A 20,476-nucleotide genomic window follows, 5' to 3' on the forward strand; every position below is an offset into this window, starting at 1 on the left:
GTACCTCCAGGAGCAAACTACGGCGAAGGTATCAAGGACCTACGTGTGCGTGCCCATATCTCACCGATCGCAGAAAGGTGATCGTTGATTTCCTTGTCCATTTGCTGTTCGTTGGGTGTGCGTAGGTCTTTTACTTTCTTGTCGATCTGACTCTTGGAGTGTTTCCCTGCTTCTTGCAGTTCCGCGCGGAGTTCATCGCGATCAGGTTGGCCATCCGGGTCCGTGCGGTAGGTGGTCCCGTAGTGGACAGGGAATCCCTCAGTGCGTTTATTTATCCGGTCGGAGCAGTGAGAATGCCCGTGACCTTCGCCGCAGGGCTCGCGCTCTGTGTAGAGTCCAGCGATCGTGTAGGGTTTTTCGCCCGACTCCTCCTTGTTCGCGTTGAGCCGGTCCATCCAGTCGAGCAGGTGCCTTTCGGAGTGGCGCGGAGAGTATCCCTCTGCGTTAGCAGGAATCGATGAGTCGACCACGAAGGTACTGTTCCCATCCGCGTCCTGCACTTCGATAACGGCATAGTTCTTCCCTGAGAAATCTGGGGTATGACCGTCCGCTGCTTCGAGCAGACTCTTCACGTTCTTCGGTTGGAGCCCCGCGTTGGGATTGCCGGTATGCGCACGATGGAGATCTGTCAGCGAACTGTGCGCATCGCTTCCCTTTTGTCGATGTGCTGGGGGCCAACTGTCTCCCGAGTTCGCGCGGCTTTCTGCCGCCGCGGAGCCTTGGACATCAGCGATGGGGTCCGGACGGCTATCTGTTTCACCGGGCCGCGGTTTGAGGTCCGGAGCGTCCCGGTAGGCGCCTTCGCCGTCGGGCGCGGGCTCGGGACTCTGTCCGACGCCGTTGTTCTCGTGGAACACCTGGCTCATTCTGGCCACCGTCGCCACGACGGCCATGCGCTCACCGTCGTTCATCCGGGCGAAGTCGGGGCCCAGTACCTCGCGTAGCTCGCGAGCGGTGAATGCCGTCGGAGGGAGAGGGCTGCCCGCTTCTCGCGCGGCCTCGGCGGCGGCCTGTCGCTCCCCTGCCCTTTCGAGGAGTGTTCCCAAGCTTCCGTCATCGGCCCAGCCCCGGAGACGAGCGTCCACGCGAGGCAGATCAATCCTGTGGACCGGATGGTCGGGATCGCTGCGCAGGTGATCCTGTTCCGCATCTGGTGGAAGGTTGGCTTGTACGTCGCCCGGCTGTTCGGCAGGGGGCAGGGAGCTGTTGCGCTCTTCCCGAGTGGGATCTTCGGCCTCGTTGTCCGACGTGTCCGCTCCTGCGGGGTCCGCTGCGGGTCGGCGGTCGCTGTGGCCAGGAGTGGTTGGGGACTCGCGAGTGGAGGCGTCGCTCGTCGCGGTCGGAGTTGCCGTGGGCGTGATCGGCCGCCGGTTCGCGTCGAGCGGGACCGCGAAGACGCCGTTCTTGCCGTCGTGCAGGGGGGTTTGGCTCGTGCGGCCCGTCTGGGCGTCGACGTATGTGATGCGGCCGTTGTGGTTGACCGCGTTCCAGGCGTGCGCGCGGCCGTTGGCGTCCTGGGTGATGATCACCGCTTGGGAGCCGTGGCCCGAGTCGCGGAGGGTGTTCTCCAGGCGGTTGAAGGCGTTGCGGCCGTCGCCCATGTCGCTGAAACGGGCGCCCAGGGCGTTCTCGATGCGGTTGCGGCCGTTCGTTTCGCCGCGGTCCGAGGGGAGGCCGTCGGGGCCTGTGTCGGGGGTGCGGGCCGCTGCCGCCGTCGGGTTGCCCGCGTAGGTGTCGACCGTGGAGAGCGCCACGTCCACGCAGTTGTTGTTACGGCCGGGGGCATCCGGGCCCTCGCCGTTGATGTGCTGGACCCAGGGGCCGTCCGCCGGGTCCGGCGGGCGGGTCGGATTGCCGTCGGCGTCGCGCGGGACCGAGTCGTTCAGCGCGCTCTGTTCGGCGTGCGTGGGGTGGGTTACGCCGCCGGGCGGAGTGGTGTTGCGTGTAGAGGACGTCGGGGTGTGCTGGGCGGGAGAGTCGGACTGCTGGTGCGGGATGTGGGCGGACGACGGGGTGGCCGGGGCCGTGTGGGCGATGGTGTGCACCGGGGCCGGGACCGTGGTGTTGTGCTGGCCCTGGGGCGTGGTCGTCGGGGTCGCGGGGGTCGACGCCGGGTTCTGGGCGGCCGGTTGTTGCGGGCTGCCCGGGGTGTTGGGTGTGTTCGGGTTGCCCGGGGTGTTGCCGGGCGGCGTTCCGGGGGTGCCCGGCGTACTCGGCGTCGCTCGTGGTGAGTTGGAGTCCGGTGTGCCCGTCGCTCCTGGTGTCGGCGTACTCGTACGCGACGGGGCGGTCGTCGGCGTGGACGACGTGGGGGAGGACGACGAGTTCGACGGGTTCGTGGTGGGCGAGCTCGACGACGGGGCGGTGCTGGTCGCCGTCAGCGCGGACCCGCGCGGCGTCGACGACGCCGGGTTGCCGGGGGACGAGGGCGATGACGGTGTCACTCTCGGGCCCGAGTTCGTCGACGGTGTGGAGGGCGTCGAAGGCGTCGCGTGCGAAGGCGTCGACGGGGAAGGCGAAGACGGCGTACGTCCTGACGGTGACGGTGCCGAACCCGTGTTGCCCGGCCGGGAGCTCGGTGTACTCGCGGTGTTCCCGGGGGAGTTAGGGCTCGTCGGCATCGAGCTGTTGCCGTCGGGGCGCGAGTTCGACGGCCCGTCCGACGTGCTCGGCGCCGGGCTCGCATGGTGCTGCGGCGCAGGGGCCGTGGCGGCCAGGCTGTCCACCGACGTGCTGATTCCGCGCCCGTTGCCCGAGTGATTGCCGTTGTCGGACGAAGCCGACGGCGTCGAGACGGTGTGGGGCGTGGGGGAGGAGGGGCGGCCGCCGTCCGCGGAGGAGCCGTTGGACGGGGACTGGGAACTCGAATCCGGTCCGCCTGAAGGGGAGTTGGCAGAGTCAGGGACTGCGGACGACGGCGAAGGCTGCTCGTCGAAGTCAGGGATGGTCGGCGTCGTGGAGTCGCCCGGCTGCGGCCCGCTCTGCGGGGATACGGAGTCCGGGGTGGAGCCGGGGTCCGGTGCCGTACGCGATCCGACGTCCGGTGTGTCCGCGCTGGAGCCGGTGTCGGCGGAGATGCCGCCGCCGATGTTCGTGCCGTCGGGGCCCGTGTTCACATGGGCGTCGGCCGACACGGTGGCACCGGGGTCGTTGGAGTTCCTGGAGCTGGAGTCCCCGGTATCCGAGGAGGAGTTCCCGTCCGCGCCGTCACCCGAGTTGGTACGGCTCCCGGAGTCACCGGAGTTGCCCGAGTCACCGGAGTCACCCGAGTCACCGGAGTCACCCGAGTCGCCGGAGGTACCCGAGTCGCCCGAACCGGACCCCGGCTCGGCCCCCGAATCCCCGCCCGCCCCATGCGTCCCGTCCACCCGGCTGTCCACCGCATGCCGCGCCCGGTGCCCGGCCTTCTCGCCCAGGCTGTCCCGTACGCCCTCCGCCAGCGTCTGCGGCGTCTGCTTGATCGCGTCCCAGCCGGCGTCCTTGCCCGCGCCCGCCGTACGACCCAGGTCGAAACCCTGCTGTGCCCCGAAGCTGACGTTGAGGCTCTGCGCGATCAGGTCGCTGATCATCGCCTCGACCGCCGAGGTCGCCGGCTCCTTGATCGCCTCGACGATCGCGTCGATCAGCGCGTCCTTGAGCTCCTTCAGGATCCGCCGGACGATCATCCTGGTGACCTGCGTGGCGCCGAGAGCACCCACCTCCGACAGCCCGAAGGTGAAGGGGGCCGCGGCCTGCGCCGCGATGACCTCGATGGCCAGCGCGATGAGCTGGACGATCACGGCGATCTTGCAGGCGATGACGATGTACGCGGCCGCATCCATCGCCGCCGCGATGATCTCGGCCGCCATCGCCGCGTTCTCGAGGTGGCCGTCCCCGCCCGCGCCCCCGCCGAACTTCTCGTACGTCGTACGGAACTTGTCGACCGCGTCACCGGAGTTGGCCTTGAGGACCGTCGAGGCCGCCGTGTTGGACGCCTCGTGGAGCGTCCGCACGTCCTCCGCGAACTTCCGCCACACCGTGGCGGACTCCATCATCTTGTCCTCGTCCGCCGTCGGCCAGTCGTAGCCGAGCATCTCGAGGACCCACTCGAGCTCGCCCGGCAGCATCATCGACACAGCAGATTTCCCCCGTCACACACGTACGAACACGTCAGATGGCCGACCGGCCCGAGGCCTAGATGGCGGTGAACTTCGTTTCCACGCCGTGGAGTCCGTCTTCGTTCGTCTTGATCATCTCGAAGGTGGCGTCCTCGTTGGCCTCGTGCTTGACGCCCATCTCCGTCAGGGCCATGCCGATGCCCGCCAGGCGCTGCGCCAGGCTCCCCATCGACTCGTACATCCCGTCGCGGAAGCCCTCGTACACGACCCCGAACTTCTCCCCGAGATCGTCGTCGCCCCAGGGCGGAGTCCCGGTCCCCTCCAGCGCGGTGAGCCCGTTCTGGAGGCCCGTGACCGCTTCGCTGAACTTCTGCCCCACCTCGAAGAAGTGGTAGCCCTCGGTCTTCAGGACCGGTGCGTCGACCTCGATCTGTCCGCTGCCCGACACGGCGTCCCCTCCCGGCTCGACTGCCCCTCAGATCCCGTCACCCTAACGGGAATTGCACAAAGGTCCGATGCCCGGCCCCCGATTGGGGACGGACACCGGACCTTTGTGACGAGACCGTGTCAATCAAGCTGCCCTCAAGAGAGGGTCATGTTCAGTGCCGCGCCGGCAGCCAGCCCGTCTGGATCATCTGCCCGCCGCGTCGCCGCGTGTGGAACGTACCGCGGCCCGGAGGCAGTTGCTGCGGCGCCACATTGCCGAGCAGCTGGCCCTCGGACTTGTCGCCGGAGAGCACGATGCCCTGGGCGCCCAGCTCCCGCATGCGCTGCATGATCGGCTCGTACAGCGAACGGCTCGCACCGCCCGAAGCACGCGCGATGATCAGGCGCAGACCGACGTCCCGCGCGAACGGCAGGTACTCCAGCAGCGGGGACAGCGGATTCTGCCCGCTCGCCACCAGGTCGTAGTCGTCGACGATCACGAAGGCGTCCGGGCTGTTGTACCAACTGCGGTTCCGCAGCTGCTCCGGCGTGACGTCGGGACCCGGCATACGCCGCTGCAGCGATCCGGCAAGACCCTGGATGGTCTCCGCCAGCGCAGGCGCCGAGGCGCAGTAGCGCGACAGGTGCGAGTCCGGGATGCCCTCCAGGTGCGCACGCCGGTAGTCGCCCATGACGATCTTCGCCTGGTCGGGCGAGTACCGCTCGACGATCTGCTTGACCAGCAGCCGCAGGACCGCCGACTTCCCGGACTCGCTCTCACCGAAGACGATGAAGTGCGGGTCCGCCTCGAAGTCGATGAAGACGGGCGAGAGCGACTGCTCGTCGATACCGAAGGCGACACCCAGCTCCGGGTGCTCGAAGCCCTTGGGCAGCCGGTCCGCTTCGAGGAGCGTGGGCAGCAGTCGTACGACAGGAGCCGGAGCGCCCTGCCAGCTCTCGTTGACCGCCCTGATCAGCGCAGAGGTCGCATCCGACAGGTCGTCGGTCTCCGAGGAGCCGTCGATCCGCGGCAGCGCCGTCATGAAGTGCAGCTTGTCGGGGCTCAGACCGCGGCCGGACGCGCCCGCCGGAACGTTCTGCGCGACCTTGCGGTCGACCTCGGACTCGGTCGGGTCACCGAGCCGCAGCTCCACGCGGTTCTGCAGCATGTCCTTGAGCGCGGGACGCACTTCGGTGTACCGGCTCGCGGTGATGATCACGTGGACACCGAAGCCGAGACCGCGCATCGCGATGTCCGTGATCGACGGTTCCAGCTGCTCGTAGTCCGTCTTGAAGGTGCCCCAGCCGTCGACGACAAGGAAGACGTCACCCCACGGCTGGTCGGGCAGCTGACCCGAGGCACGCCGCTGGCGGTAGGTCGTGATCGAGTCAACGTTGTTGGCGCGGAAGTACTCCTCCCGCGCGTTCAGGATCCCGGTGACCTCGCTGACCGTACGGCGGACCTTCTCGCCGTCCAGACGGTTGGCGACCCCGCCCACATGGGCGATGTCCTCCATCGAGATCAGCGAGCCACCACCGAAGTCCAGGCAGTAGAACTGCACTTCGCTCGGTGTGTGGGTCAGCGCGAACGACGAGATGAGAGTACGCAGCAGCGTCGACTTCCCGGACTGCGGACCACCCACGAACATGCCGTGGCCCTGGCCGCCGGAGAAGTCCCGGTACAGCACGTCACGCCGCTGCTCGAAGGGCTTGTCAACCAGGCCGACCGGCACATTGAGCCGTCCCAGCGCCGTGTACTCCGGCGCGGTCAGACCCCGCTCCGGAGTCACCGAGAGCGCCGGCAGCAGCTGTTCGAGCGAGGGCGCCTCGTCCAGCGGAGGCAGCCACACCTGGTGGGCCGGCGGGCCCTGGTTGGCCATCTTGCCGACCAGTACGTCGAGCACGGTCTCGGCCAGCGCGTCGTCGACCCGCGTCGAGACCTCCGGCTCCTCGACCACCGGCTGCGGAGGCAGCTCCACGTGCTCGGCGGTGAAGAGCGCGGGCCGCAGCCGCGTGGAGCGCTGCGCCCTCGCCGGACCCTCGCCGTGGTACGCACCCGATACGTACGCCGCCTTGAAGCGGACCATGGTGTCGGTGTCGTACCGCAGATAACCCGAACCCGGGATCGACGGCAGGTGATAGGCGTCCGGCACACCGATCGCGGTGCGCGACTCGGCCGCCGAGAAGGTCCTCAGACCGATGCGGTACGAGAGATACGTGTCGAGCCCGCGCAGCTTGCCCTCCTCCAGACGCTGCGAGGCGAGCAGCAGGTGCACACCCAGCGAACGGCCGATACGGCCGATCTGGATGAACATGTCGATGAAGTCCGGCTTGGCGGTGAGCAGTTCGGAGAACTCGTCGAGCACCATGACCAGCGAGGGCAGCGGCTCCAGCGGAGCACCGGCCGCACGCGCCTTCTCGTAGTCGTGGATGTTGGCGTAGTTGCCGGCCGAACGCAGCAGCTCCTGCCGGCGCTGCGTCTCACCCGTGATCGAGTCGCGCATACGGTCGATCAGCGTGAGGTCGTCGGCGAGGTTGGTGATGACGGCCGCGGTGTGCGGCATGTCCGCCATACCGGCGAAGGTCGCACCACCCTTGAAGTCCGCGAGGATGAAGTTCAGCGTCTCCGAGGAGTGGGTGACCGCCAGCCCCAGCACGAGAGTTCGCAGCACCTCGGACTTACCGGAACCGGTCGCCCCGACACACAGCCCGTGCGGGCCCATGCCCTCCTGCGAGGCCTCCTTGAGGTCCAGCATGACCGGCTCGCCGCTCTCGCCGACACCGATCGGCACGCGCAGCCGCTCGTGCAGGGTGCGGGGCCGCCACGTACGCGAAACATCCACAGAACCCGCGTCACCGATCCCCATGAGGTCGGTGAAGTCGAGGTTGGAGAGCAGCGGTTCGCCCTCTTCGGCGCTTCCCACGCGGTACGGCGCGAGCTGGCGGGCCAGCGACTCGGCCTGCTCGATGCTCAGCAGGTCGGGCCGCCCGCTGTACGCCGACTGCCGCCCCACGTACAGCTGCAGCGCGTTCGGCTCCAGATACGCGGTCAGGTTCCCCCGCAGCTCGTCCTCCAGCTCGCCGGGCGCGACCTCCAGGAAGGTGACGCCCTGGAGCCCGTCGGAGCTGGCCAGTTCGGAGTCGGGCGGAACCGTCCCGCCGTCGAGCACCACCAGCAGATGCGGCTGGTCGTAGACCGGCGTCGCCTCGCGGTTCCAGCGCGGCCGGTCGGCCAGCTGGTCGGCGAGGGCGTCCTCGAGCTCACCGAGGTCGTCGAAGAGCAGCCGGGACGAGCCCGCGCCGTCCTTCTCCTTCGGGTGCTGGGTGTGCGGCAGCCACTTGATCCAGTCCCAGTCCGCCGCGGCGGCGGGGTGCGCGACCACCGCGACCACGAGGTCCTCGGGGGAGTGGAGCGTGGCCAACTGGCCGATCACGGACCGTGCGTTGCCGTACACCGTGTCCGAGTCGCCGCAGATCGCCACATGGTAAAAGGCGCGAAGCGAGACAGAAACCGGCAAATCGGAAACCCGCCCATGGGCGTCGAGGAAGGCCTTCATCGCCGCTGCCGTCAGCGGCTCCAGCTCCTCCTTGGGCGCGGTCTCCGGCGCGACCAGCGGAGTGGACAGCTGCTGGCTGCCGATTCCCATGCGTACGGATGCGAAGTCGGCGTCGGTCGGACGCCGCTCCCACAACCGCCTGCCGTCGGCGGCGAGCGCCCACAGCTGGTCGGGGTCCGGGTGCTGGTAGACCTGCGCGCGGAACTGCAGGTCGGCGGTCTTGTGCACGTCCTTGCGGACCTGCTCCAGATACCGGAAGTAGTCACGCCGGTCCTGGCCCATGGTCGCGCCGCCGCCGGCCCTGGACTTGACCAGCTGGGCGACGGCCATGGCGACCGTGGAAGCGGCCATGACGGACCCGACGACCTTCATGTAGGGCGGTGCGCCCGGCATGAAGAAGAAGGCGACAGAACCGAACATGCCGAGCAGCGGCAGCAGGTTCATCCAGATGCTGTCGTCACCCTCCCGCGGAATCTCGGGCGGCGATTCGAGCCTGACCTCGCCGTCCGGGACGGCCGGCGGCTGGACCCGCGGCTGTCGTTTGATGATGACGACGCTCACCGATGCACTCATCCTTCGCGATTGTTACGTCTCTGCACCGACGCCCCCGTTGCGGCACCGGCATCCCGTCAGCGTCCGCCGATCCTACTGATACTCCGGGGAAGAAGGGGAAGCAGGAGGGCAGTTGAGGAGGGAGGCGGGGGATGCAATCCCTGGGGCGAACGATAAGGTGGCGCACCGCGCCACATAAGAGGCGCGTGAGCAACGTTGTCGAACGCGTATGAATCCATACGAAACAGGCCGTACGCAGCACCTTCTATAAAACATGGGGGATGTACCAGGTGAGCACGGGCACATCGACCGGCTTCTGCCGGGTCACCGTCGCAGCGCCGGACAGCCGGATCGATGTGGCGCTGCCGGAAGACCTGCCGATCCAGGACATCTATCCGGAGATCATCCGGCTCTCGGGCATGGCCCAGAGTGACGGCTCGCTCGCCGGATACCACCTGGTGCGCCGCGACGGCGGCGTCCTCGACGCCAGCCGCTCGCTGGTCGAGCACCGCGTCCGCGACGGCGAGGTCCTTCTCCTCCGCCCCTTCGCGGACTCGCTCCCGCCGGCCGTGCACGACGACGTCGTCGACGCGATCGCCTCCGCGGTCAAGCAGGACAACCGCAGCTGGAACGACAACCTCATGCGGGTCGCGGGCCTGGTCTCCGGCGTCCTGCTCCTGACGATGCTCGGCTTCGTGCTCTGGTTCGCCGACCCGGTCCGCCACGACATGCACGGCTTCCAGGGCATCCTGGCCGGCGTCTTCGCGGTCGCCCTGGCCGCGCTCGCCGGCGTACGGGCGCGGGTGTACGACGACCGGGCGGCCGCCGTCGCCCTAGGTATCGCAGCCCTCCCGCAGGCCCTCATCGCGGGCTCAGGCATCCTGCCCCAGGACGCCGCGGACGGCCCCGGCCGCCTCCAGTTCCTGGTCGGCTGCGTCTGCGTCCTGCTCGTCTCGGTCGTCCTGATCATGCTGCTCCCGCAGGGCGACGCCCCCTTCGTCGCGGCGGCCCTGGCCTCCGTGATCGGCACCCTGGCCGCCTTCACGGCCGTACTGACCGAAGCCGCGCCCCGGGAGATCGCCGCGGGCACCGCGATCGTCGCCCTGGCCGTCATCGGCTTCCTGCCGGGCTGGTCCGCCCGCTTCGCCAAGCTCCCGATCGGCTTCCGCTCGCCGGAGGACCTGGCCCGCGCCCGCCGCGAAGGCACCACCGAGGGCAACCTCGAAGCGGTCGACATCAACCGCATCGTCGCCCAGACCAGCCGCGGCCACGAGCTCCTCCTGGGCCTCGTCGGCGGCTGCGCCATGGTGATCGTCGGCTCCGGCGGCGCCGTACTCGGCTTCAGCTCCAACAGCTGGGCCCAGTTCCTCGCCCTGGCCGTGGGCGTCGCGGCGATGTTCCGCGCCCGCCTCTTCCGCTACACCGCGCAGGTCACCTGCCTGATGGTGGCCGGCGTGGCCACGCTCAGCCTCCTGGTCCTCGGCCTGGCGATCTCGCCTCCGACGGACATCATCAGGGAACTGCTGATGGGCAACCACGCCCCCGTGGACGTGCGCACCCTCTGGCTCGGCGCCGCGGTGGCAGCAGGCTCCCTGCTCCTCATCGCGATCGGCCTGATCGTCCCGAGCAAGGGCCTCTCCCCCTTCTGGGGCCGCATGCTCGACATCGCGGACTCGATCGTCCTGCTCTCCCTGATCCCGCTCTGCCTGGCCGTACTGGACGTGTACAGCAAGGTCCGCGGCGGAATCTGACCCACCCCGCCCCGGTCATCCCCGGAAGCCCGCGGTCCTCAGGACCGCGGGCTTCCGCGCTCCCGGCCCCTGGTACGCTGTGTAACGGCCGTTTGTGTACGCGCCCCCGGATTCATCCTCTGGGAGCTGCGCCCATCGGTCTTCGCCTCCGAGTCACGGAAGCCCCCCTGAGAACCAGACCAGGGGCACTCGTGGGCGCATAGAACCCCAAAGAGGAGTACGCGTGCCGCTCGACGCCGCTACAAAGAAGCAGATCTTCGCCGACTTCGGTCAGAAGGAGGGCGACACCGGTTCCCCCGAGGTTCAGGTCGCCATGCTCTCCCGTCGGATCTCCGACCTGACGGAGCACCTCAAGACCCACAAGCACGACCACCACTCCCGCCGGGGTCTGCTGATCCTGGTCGGTCAGCGTCGCCGCCTTCTCCAGTACCTGGCGAAGAAGGACATCCAGCGCTTCCGTGCGCTGGTCGACCGCCTCGGCATCCGCCGTGGTGCGGCCGGCGGCGCCAAGTAGTTCGCCGTGAAGGGAGCGGTTCCCACACTTCGGGGGCCGCTCCCTTTGCTGTACGTGCACGACTGCGGCCGGCGTCGGGCTGCATGGTCTCGGGGGATAACCCCCGAACCCCCAGCCGGACAAGCAGCTCCGCCCAGCTCGGAGCCAGGGACGCCGTCAGGCGAACCTGGGTAATCTGGTAGCAGAGCACAACCGAAGAGGAGAGGCGCACCCTCGCAGGCGCCGGTCCTCGGTAGTGGCCCCCGGAAAATACGACCCGGGTGCTTCGATCGAAGACCGGCCAGCACCCCAGGGGCGCTTCTCCGGCACCGTTCCCCGCCACACGGGCAGGGGGACGAAGACGACGAGTATGGAGAAAACGCTAGTGGAGAACGAGACCCACTACGCCGAGGCCGTTATCGACAACGGAACCTTCGGCACCCGCACCATCCGCTTCGAGACGGGCCGCCTCGCCAAGCAGGCCGCCGGCTCCGCCGTTGCGTACCTGGACGACGACACCATGGTGCTGTCGGCCACCACCGCTTCGAAGAAGCCCAAGGAAAACCTGGACTTCTTCCCCCTCACGGTAGACGTCGAGGAGCGCCAGTACGCGGCCGGAAAGATCCCCGGATCCTTCTTCCGCCGCGAGGGCCGCCCCTCCGAGGACGCGATCCTCACCTGCCGTCTGATCGACCGGCCGCTGCGCCCCTCCTTCAAGAAGGGCCTGCGCAACGAGATCCAGATCGTCGAGACGATCATGGCGCTCAACCCCGACCACCTGTACGACGTGGTCGCGATCAACGCCGCATCCTGCTCCACGATCCTGGCGGGCCTGCCCTTCTCCGGTCCGATCGGCGCCACCCGCGTCGCCCTGATCAAGGGCCAGTGGGTCGCGTTCCCGACGCACACCGAGCTCGAGGACGCCGTCTTCGACATGGTCGTCGCCGGTCGCGTCCTCGAGGACGGCGACGTCGCGATCATGATGGTCGAGGCCGAGGCCACCGAGAAGACCATCCAGCTCGTCAAGGACGGCGCCGAGGCTCCCACCGAGGAGATCGTCGCCGCCGGTCTGGAAGCCGCGAAGCCCTTCATCAAGGGTCTCTGCAAGGCCCAGTCGGACCTCGCCTCCAAGGCTGCCAAGCCCACCGGCGAGTTCCCGGTCTTCCTCGACTACCAGGACGACGTCTTCGCCGCCCTCGAGTCGGCCGTGACCTCCGAGCTCGCCCAGGCGCTGACCATCGCCGGCAAGCAGGACCGCGAGACCGAGCTGGACCGCATCAAGGAGATCGCCGCCGACAAGCTGCTCCCGAAGTTCGAGGGCCGCGAGAAGGAGATCTCCGCCGCGTACCGCTCGCTGACGAAGAAGCTCGTCCGCGAGCGCGTCATCAAGGACAAGGTCCGCATCGACGGCCGTGGCGTCACGGACATCCGTACGCTCGCCGCCGAGGTCGAGGCCATCCCGCGCGTGCACGGCTCGGCGCTGTTCGAGCGTGGCGAGACCCAGATCCTGGGCGTCACCACCCTCAACATGCTCCGCATGGAGCAGCAGCTGGACACCCTCTCCCCGGTGACCCGCAAGCGCTACATGCACAACTACAACTTCCCGCCGTACTCCGTCGGCGAGACGGGCCGCGTCGGCTCCCCGAAGCGTCGCGAGATCGGTCACGGTGCCCTCGCTGAGCGCGCCATCGTCCCGGTCCTCCCGACCCGCGAGGAGTTCCCCTACGCGATCCGCCAGGTGTCCGAGGCTCTCGGCTCCAACGGCTCGACGTCCATGGGCTCCGTCTGCGCCTCCACCATGTCGCTGCTGAACGCCGGTGTGCCCCTCAAGGCCGCCGTCGCCGGTATCGCCATGGGCCTCATCTCCCAGGAGATCGACGGCAAGACGCACTACGTCGCCCTCACCGACATCCTCGGTGCCGAGGACGCGTTCGGTGACATGGACTTCAAGGTCGCCGGTACGAAGCAGTTCGTGACCGCGCTCCAGCTCGACACCAAGCTCGACGGCATCCCCGCCTCGGTCCTGGCCGCCGCGCTGAAGCAGGCCCGCGATGCCCGCCTCCACATCCTCGACGTGATGAACGAGGCGATCGACGTTCCGGACGAGATGTCCCCGAACGCGCCGCGCATCATCACGGTCAAGATCCCCGTGGACAAGATCGGTGAGGTCATCGGCCCCAAGGGCAAGATGATCAACCAGATCCAGGAGGACACCGGCGCCGACATCACGATCGAGGACGACGGCACCATCTACATCGGTGCCCAGCAGGGTTCGCAGGCCGAGGCGGCCCGCACGACGATCAACCAGATCGCCAACCCGACCATGCCGGAGGTCGGCGAGCGTTACCTGGGTACGGTCGTCAAGACCACCACCTTCGGTGCCTTCGTCTCCCTGATGCCCGGCAAGGACGGCCTGCTGCACATCTCGCAGATCCGCAAGCTCGCCGGTGGCAAGCGCGTGGAGAACGTCGAGGACGTGCTCGCGGTCGGCTCCAAGGTCCAGGTCGAGATCGCCGAGATCGACTCGCGCGGCAAGCTCTCCCTCATCCCCGTGATCGAGGGCGAGGACGCGGACGACGCGAAGGACGACACCGACAAGTGACGTCCCGTAGCTCACGGTTGACGGCCCGCACCTCTTCGGAGGGGCGGGCCGTCGCCCGTACCCAAACACTTCTCAAGGGCGAGAACGGCATCGGCACGGTCCGCAGGACCACCCTCCCCGGTGGTCTGCGCATCGTCACCGAGACGCTGCCCTCCGTCCGCTCAGCGACCTTCGGGATCTGGGTCAACGTCGGTTCCCGCGACGAGACCCCGGCCCTCGGCGGCGCCACCCACTACCTCGAGCACCTCCTTTTCAAGGGCACCGAAAAGCGCAGCGCCCTCGACATCTCGTCCGCGATCGACGCGGTCGGCGGCGAGATGAACGCCTTCACGGCGAAGGAGTACACCTGCTACTACGCCCGTGTGCTCGACACCGATCTGCCCCTGGCGATCGACGTCGTCTGCGACATGCTCACGGGCTCCCTGATCCGGGCCGAGGACGTCGACGCCGAGCGCGGCGTCATCCTCGAAGAGATCGCGATGACCGAGGACGACCCGGGCGACTGCGTGCACGACCTGTTCGCGCACACCATGCTCGGCGACACCCCCCTCGGCCGCCCGGTCCTGGGCACGGTCGACACGGTCAACGCGCTCGACGCGAGCCGGATCTCCCGCTTCTACAAGAAGCACTACGACCCCACGCACCTGGTCGTCGCCGCCGCGGGCAACGTCGACCACGCCACGGTCGTACGTCAGGTCCGCAAGGCCTTCGACAAGGCCGGAGCCCTGTCCCGTACGGACGCGGTCCCGACGCCCCCGCGCGCCGGCAGCCGCACCCTGCGCACGGCAGGCCGCGTCGAGCTCCTGAACCGCAAGACGGAACAGGCGCACGTCGTGCTCGGCATGCCGGGACTCGCGCGCACGGACGAACGCCGCTGGGCGCTCGGTGTCCTGTCGACGGCGCTCGGCGGAGGCATGTCGTCGCGCCTCTTCCAGGAGGTCCGGGAGAAGCGCGGCCTGGCCTACAGCGTGTACTCGTACACCTCGGGCTTCGCCGACTGCGGCCTCTTCGGCGTCTACGCGGGCTGCCGCCCGAGCCAGGTCCACGACGTCCTCAAGATCTGCCGCGACGAGCTCGACCAGGTCGCGTCGCACGGTCTCACGGACGAGGAGATCGGCCGGGCGATCGGCCAGCTCTCCGGTTCCACGGTCCTGGGCCTGGAGGACACCGGCGCGCTGATGAACCGTATCGGCAAGAGCGAGCTGTGCTGGGGCGAGCAGATGTCGGTCGACGACATGCTCGCGTCCATCGCGGCGGTCACCCCGGACGAGGTGCGCGAAGTGGCGCGCGACGTCCTGGGCCGGCGCCCCTCCCTGTCGGTGATAGGCCCCCTGAAGGACAAGCAGGCCGACCGCCTCCACGATGCGGTCTCCTAGATCCCCTTAAGGAACATGAAGCATGAGTAGCAAGCTGCGCGTGGCCGTTCTCGGTGCCAAGGGCCGTATCGGTTCCGCGGCGGTCCTGGCCGTGGAAGAAGCCCCGGACATGGAACTGGTCGCGGCCCTCGGCCGCGACGACACCCTGGAAACCCTCACCGCCGCCAAGGCCGAGGTCGTCGTCGACCTCACGCACCCCGACGCGGTGATGGGCAATCTGGAGTTCTGCGTACGCAACGGAATCCACGGCGTGGTCGGCACCACGGGCTGGACCGACGAACGCCTCGCGCAGCTGCACTCATGGCTCGAAGCCTCCCCGGAGACGGGCGTGCTCATCGCCCCGAACTTCTCCATCGGCGCCATGCTCACCATGCAGTTCGCCCAGCAGGCGGCCCGCTTCTTCGAGTCCGTCGAGGTCGTGGAACTGCACCACCCGAACAAGGCGGACGCCCCCTCGGGCACCGCACGGCGCACCGCCCAGCTGATCGCGGAGGCCCGTGACAAGGCCGGCTGCGCCCCCCAGCCCGACGCGACGAGCACCTCGCTCGACGGTGCGCGCGGCGCGGACGTCGACGGCATCCCCGTCCACTCGATCCGGCTGCGCGGGCTCCTCGCCCACCAGGAAGTCCTTCTCGGCGGCGAGGGCGAGACGCTCACCATCCGCCACGACTCGCTCCACCACGCCAGCTTCATGCCGGGCATCCTGCTCGGCGCCCGCCGGGTGGTGACCACTCCGGGCCTCACCTTCGGCCTGGAAAACTTCCTCGACCTGGCCTGAAGAGAACGCTCATGCGCGCAAAGATCACTTATCTCGTCACGGCTGCCGTCCTGGTCTTCTACTTCGCCCTGGTCGGCACCCGCGGCATCATGCTCATCGAGCACGGGACACTGCTCACGGTCACTTTCGGCGTGGCCGTGCTGATCCTGCCGGGGATCGGCATCTGGTTCCTCTGGAAGAACACCCAGTTCGTCCAGCGGGCCAACCGCCTCGCCGCGGAACTGGACGCCGAAGGCGGCCTGCCCGCCGACGAGTTGGCCCGCACACCCAGTGGCCGTATCGACCGCAACTCCGCCGACGCCGTCTTCCAGCGGCGCAAGGAGGAGACCGAGGACACCCCGGACGACTGGCGCTGCTGGTTCCGCCTCGCGGTCGCCTACCAGGACGCCAGGGACACCCCGCGCGCCCGGAAGGCGATGCAGCGCGCCATAGCGCTGCACGCGGGGAAGCCCGTCATCGCGTAGCGGACGACATCCCGTACTCGTCGCTCCAGGCCTCGACCGTGTCCGTGGCACGCTCGAAGGCCTCGGCGCGCGCCAGGAAGTCCGCGCTGTGATCGGTGAGCAGCGGCGCGAGAGTCTCGCCGCCCTGTCGTACGAGAACGAGCGCCTGCCCCTGCACCGTCCGCGGCAGCCCGAGCCACTTGACCGGCTGCTGAACGGTGCGCAGCGCCTGGGCCTTGCCCCACGGGACGGTCGTCGTGGAGAAGAAGCTGACGCGCCGCACCCCGTGCCTGCTCACCCAGGTGCCGACCCGCAGCAGCCGCAGCGTGGAGGCGATCACCGCGGCCCCGAAGCCGGCGCAGACCGCCGCACCGGGGAGCGCACCGGCAGCGGCGATGATCGTCGCCGCCAGCAGCACGAACGAGGCGAGCAGCAGCAGCATCGCTGCCGCCGCCACCCGCCACGGTCCTGGCCGGTAGGGACGCCGCCACTGGTCGTGGTCGTCGAACGGCAGCGCGACGTCCTCGGCGGCTGCGTCAAACGCACGGTCGGCCGTCAGGAAAGGCAGGGGCACGACTGATCCTCACTCACAAGCACGCTCGATTGGCTGTGCCCGGTGAGGCTACCGACGGGGTGATCGCTCGACCACCCCAGGGGGGCCGGAAGAGTCAGCGACCGTCCGATGCCTCGGACTGCTGCGTGTGGGCCGGGGACTGATCGGCGGCAAGTGCCGGGACTCCGAAGAGCAGCGAGCCCACGAGCCCCGCGACGACGGTCAGTCCGACCAGCGTCCTGCCTGCCAGCTGGGACACGCTGGGACGTTCTCGTGGGGGAGGGGTGACGTTACTGCGGAAGCGGTCGGCCTCGGCGACGAATGCGAATGGGACGGCTTCACGCCGGCGGAACATGGGGTACTTCTCCTTGGAGATCGAAGGTGGCTGGTTCCACAACTGGTTCCACAGTTACAGACGTTCAACACCACCGATTGGTGCCTGATTTCGACGAATTGGCCGAACTTTTCTCCTGACGGCCCGTCCGTCCCTGGTTGTCGGTGCCGATCGGCAGGAGAGGTGCTGGGCGAAGCTCATTTCCCTCACCCACGCGGCCTTCGACACCAATGGCCGCGTCGCGCCGTAAGACACACGGCCCTTGAGGGGCCCATGGAGCACAGATGTACGGATCGATCATGCGAAGTGTCCGTATTGCACCGTTTCGAGAAGTTCATCTAGGCTGATCAAACGGACCCGGCACTGCTTGAACCCCCGAGCAGGCAGTGCCGGGCTCCTTCCTCTCCAGCCCCCGAGGGCACACCGCGCGGTGAGCAGCGAGTAGCGTGTTACCCATGGCTCCGATCTCCACTCCGCAGACCCCCTTCGGGCGGGTCCTCACCGCTATGGTCACGCCCTTCACGGCGGACGGCGCGCTCGACCTCGACGGTGCGCAGCGGCTCGCAACCCATCTGGTGGATGCAGGCAATGACGGCCTCGTCGTCAACGGCACCACCGGCGAGTCCCCGACCACCAGCGACGCGGAGAAAAACGACCTCGTACGGGCGGTACGGGAAGCAGTCGGAGACCAGGCCCATGTCATCGCCGGCGTCGGCACCAACGACACCCGCCACACCCTGGAGCTCGCCCGCGCCGCCGAACAGGCGGGCGCCCACGGCCTCCTCGCGGTCACGCCGTACTACAACAAGCCGCCGCAGGAAGGCCTGCTCAGGCACTTCACGGCGATCGCGGACTCCACCGAGCTTCCGGTGATGCTCTACGACATCCCCGGCCGCAGCGGCGTACCGATCAACACCGAGACGATCGTCCGCCTCGCGGAGCACCCCAGGATCGTCGCCAACAAGGACGCCAAGGGCGACCTCGGCCGCGCCAGCTGGGCCATCGCCCGCTCGGGCCTTGCCTGGTACTCGGGCGACGACATGCTGAACCTCCCCCTCCTCTCGGTGGGGGCGTGCGGCTTCGTCTCGGTCGTCGGTCATGTCGTCACCCCGGAGCTGCGTGCACTTCTGCAGGCCCACCTGTCGGGTGAGTTCCAGAAGGCCACGGAGATCCACCAGCGTCTGCTCCCCGTCTTCACCGGCATGTTCCGCACCCAGGGCGTCATCACCACGAAGGCGGCCCTCGCACTGCAGGGCCTGCCCGCAGGCCCGCTGCGTCTCCCGCTCGTCGAGCTCACCGCCGACGAAACGGCCCAGCTCAAGATCGATCTGGCCGCTGGTGGGGTAGACCTCTAGCAACCCAAGACTTCACAACTGAATACGCAAGACCACACAGGCAACCAACTGCAAGTGCACGAATGTCACGCCGCGCCACGTGCCGATGGGTACGTGGCGTGCGTGGTGAGGAGAGTCTTTTGAGTCATCCGCATCCCGAACTCGGCGCCCCGCCGAAGCTTCCCAAGAACGGCCTTCGCGTCACCCCGCTCGGCGGGCTCGGCGAGATCGGCCGCAACATGACGGTCTTCGAGTACGGAGGCCGCCTGCTGATCGTCGACTGCGGTGTGCTCTTCCCCGAGGAAGAACAGCCCGGAATCGACCTGATCCTTCCTGACTTCACGACCATCAGGGACCGCCTCGACGACATCGAGGGGATCGTGCTCACGCACGGTCACGAGGACCACATCGGCGGGGTCCCGTATCTGCTCCGCCTGAAGGCGGACATCCCGCTGATCGGCTCCAAGCTGACCCTCGCGCTGATCGAGGCGAAGCTCCAGGAGCACCGCATCCGCCCGTACACCCTCGAAGTCACCGAGGGACAGCGCGAGCGCATCGGCGTCTTCGACTGCGAGTTCATCGCGGTCAACCACTCCATCCCCGACGCCCTCGCGGTGGCCATCCGCACCCCTGCGGGCATGGCCGTCGCCACCGGCGACTTCAAGATGGACCAGCTCCCGCTGGACGGCCGCCTCACCGACCTGCACGCTTTCGCGCGTCTGAGCGAAGAGGGCATCGACCTTCTCCTCTCGGACTCGACGAACGCCGAGGTCCCCGGCTTCGTACCGCCCGAGAAGGACATCTCCAACGTCCTGCGCACGGTCTTCGCCAACGCGGACAAGCGCATCATCGTGGCCAGCTTCGCCAGCCATGTGCACCGCATCCAGCAGATCCTGGACGCGGCACACGAGTACGGCCGCAGGGTCGCCTTCGTGGGCCGCTCCATGGTCCGCAACATGGGCATCGCCCGTGACCTGGGCTACCTCAAGGTCCCCGCGGGCCTGGTCGTGGACGTCAAGACCCTCGACGACCTGCCCGACCACGAGGTCGTCCTGGTCTGTACGGGATCCCAGGGCGAGCCGATGGCCGCGCTCTCCCGGATGGCCAACCGCGACCACCAGATCCGCATCGTCCAGGGCGACACGGTGATCCTGGCCTCGTCGCTCATCCCGGGCAACGAGAACGCGGTCTACCGGGTCATCAACGGCCTGACCCGCTGGGGTGCCAACGTCGTCCACAAGGGCAACGCCAAGGTCCACGTCTCGGGTCACGCCTCGGCCGGCGAGCTGTTGTACTTCTACAACATCTGCAAGCCGAAGAACCTGATGCCGGTCCACGGCGAATGGCGCCACCTGAGGGCCAACGCCGAACTCGGCGCACTGACGGGGGTCCCCAAGGACCACATCGTCATCGCAGAAGACGGCGTGGTCGTCGACCTGGTCGACGGCAAGGCGCGGATCGTGGGCAAGGTCCAGGCGGGCTACGTGTACGTCGACGGCCTCTCGGTCGGCGATGTCACGGAGACCTCTCTCAAGGACCGCCGTATCCTCGGCGACGAAGGCATCATCTCGGTCTTCATCGTGGTCGACAGCTCCACCGGCAAGATCGTCGGAGGCCCGCACATCCAGGCCAGGGGCTCGGGCATCGACGACGCGACGTTCAACGCCGTGATCCCGAAGATCGAAGAGGCCATCAACAAGTCGGCGCAGGACGGCGTCGTGGAGCCCCACCAGCTCCAGCAGCTCGTCCGCCGCTCGGTCGGCAAGTGGGTCTCCGACACCTACCGCCGCCGCCCGATGATCCTCCCGGTCGTCGTCGAGGTCTGACGCACGTAGCACGCACAGCTGGAGCGGGGCACCTCGATTTGCTTCGGGGCACCCCGCTCCAGTACGTTTACGTCTCCGCCTGAACGGGAAACCGGCGCGCTTGCGCGCCTGGAGCACCCAAGTAGGAGCGGGAATTCCGACTCAGAATCTCTGATAAAGTCGGAATCGCCGGAAAGGGAAACGCGAAAGCGAAAACCTGAAAGGCGCCGAGGAAATCGGACAGAACAAAGTCTGATAGAGTCGGAAACGCAAGACCGAAGGGAAGCGCCCGGAGGGCCCAGTGAAATGGGACCAAAGGAAGCGTCCGTTCCTTGAGAACTCAACAGCGTGCCAAAAGTCAACGCCAGATATGTT

The 20,476-nt window shown here is 68.1% G+C and carries 13 protein-coding genes; 8 read left to right on the top strand and 5 right to left on the bottom strand.

Going from position 1 to position 20,476, the window contains the following annotated elements; genetic code table 11:
* Positions 1-17: 17 nt before the first annotated feature.
* The 3 genes from AB0H78_RS22945 to eccCa form a co-directional block, all read right to left on the bottom strand.
* Positions 18-4,109 carry a toxin glutamine deamidase domain-containing protein gene (locus AB0H78_RS22945; protein WP_363236397.1) on the bottom strand — a complete coding sequence of 1,364 codons (4,092 nt, stop codon included), beginning with the start codon at positions 4,107-4,109 and terminating at the stop codon, positions 18-20.
* A gap of 64 nt (positions 4,110-4,173) precedes the next feature.
* Complete coding sequence (locus AB0H78_RS22950; protein WP_363236367.1) at positions 4,174-4,545, bottom strand: hypothetical protein; 372 nt, start codon at positions 4,543-4,545, stop codon at positions 4,174-4,176.
* Between the two features lie 151 nt (positions 4,546-4,696).
* Complete coding sequence (gene eccCa / locus AB0H78_RS22955; protein WP_363236398.1) at positions 4,697-8,641, bottom strand: type VII secretion protein EccCa; 3,945 nt, start codon at positions 8,639-8,641, stop codon at positions 4,697-4,699.
* Positions 8,642-8,922: 281 nt separating this feature from the next.
* Between eccCa and eccD the strand changes: the two genes are divergently transcribed.
* From eccD to AB0H78_RS22985, 6 genes are all read left to right on the top strand, one after another.
* The gene (gene eccD / locus AB0H78_RS22960) at positions 8,923-10,383 is read left to right on the top strand and encodes a type VII secretion integral membrane protein EccD (RefSeq protein WP_363236368.1); all 1,461 of its coding nucleotides are present in this window, start codon (positions 8,923-8,925) and stop codon (positions 10,381-10,383) included.
* A 223-nt stretch (positions 10,384-10,606) separates the two neighbouring features.
* A complete protein-coding gene (gene rpsO / locus AB0H78_RS22965; RefSeq protein ID WP_363236369.1) occupies positions 10,607-10,897 on the top strand; it encodes a 30S ribosomal protein S15 in 291 nt (96 codons plus the stop codon).
* Positions 10,898-11,261: 364 nt separating this feature from the next.
* Positions 11,262-13,478, top strand: coding sequence for a polyribonucleotide nucleotidyltransferase (locus AB0H78_RS22970; protein WP_363236399.1), 2,217 nt, complete (start codon positions 11,262-11,264; stop codon positions 13,476-13,478).
* On the top strand, positions 13,475-14,854 hold the full coding sequence (locus AB0H78_RS22975) for a pitrilysin family protein (protein ID WP_363236370.1): 1,380 nt from the start codon (positions 13,475-13,477) through the stop codon (positions 14,852-14,854). The genes AB0H78_RS22970 and AB0H78_RS22975 overlap by 4 nt, the downstream gene beginning before the upstream one ends.
* Positions 14,855-14,876: 22 nt before the next feature.
* Complete coding sequence (gene dapB / locus AB0H78_RS22980) at positions 14,877-15,632, top strand: 4-hydroxy-tetrahydrodipicolinate reductase (protein ID WP_363236371.1); 756 nt, start codon at positions 14,877-14,879, stop codon at positions 15,630-15,632.
* Between the two features lie 11 nt (positions 15,633-15,643).
* Positions 15,644-16,096 carry a hypothetical protein gene (locus tag AB0H78_RS22985; RefSeq protein ID WP_363236372.1) on the top strand — a complete coding sequence of 151 codons (453 nt, stop codon included), beginning with the start codon at positions 15,644-15,646 and terminating at the stop codon, positions 16,094-16,096.
* Here AB0H78_RS22985 and AB0H78_RS22990 read toward each other — a convergent pair.
* Positions 16,086-16,649, bottom strand: coding sequence for a hypothetical protein (locus AB0H78_RS22990; RefSeq protein WP_363236373.1), 564 nt, complete (start codon positions 16,647-16,649; stop codon positions 16,086-16,088). The genes AB0H78_RS22985 and AB0H78_RS22990 overlap by 11 nt on opposite strands.
* Positions 16,650-16,743: 94 nt before the next feature.
* Complete coding sequence (locus AB0H78_RS22995; RefSeq protein WP_363236374.1) at positions 16,744-16,983, bottom strand: hypothetical protein; 240 nt, start codon at positions 16,981-16,983, stop codon at positions 16,744-16,746.
* 434 nt (positions 16,984-17,417) lie between these two features.
* Between AB0H78_RS22995 and dapA the strand changes: the two genes are divergently transcribed.
* Together dapA and AB0H78_RS23005 are read left to right on the top strand one after the other, a co-directional pair.
* Positions 17,418-18,317 (top strand): 4-hydroxy-tetrahydrodipicolinate synthase, encoded by a 900-nt coding sequence (dapA, locus tag AB0H78_RS23000; RefSeq protein ID WP_363236375.1) that lies wholly within the window; start codon positions 17,418-17,420, stop codon positions 18,315-18,317.
* A gap of 119 nt (positions 18,318-18,436) precedes the next feature.
* Positions 18,437-20,122 (top strand): ribonuclease J, encoded by a 1,686-nt coding sequence (locus tag AB0H78_RS23005; protein ID WP_363236376.1) that lies wholly within the window; start codon positions 18,437-18,439, stop codon positions 20,120-20,122.
* The last annotated feature ends 354 nt before the right edge of the window (positions 20,123-20,476 follow it).

The organism is Streptomyces sp. NPDC050738, from assembly GCF_040654175.1.
Lineage (GTDB): Bacteria > Actinomycetota > Actinomycetes > Streptomycetales > Streptomycetaceae > Streptomyces.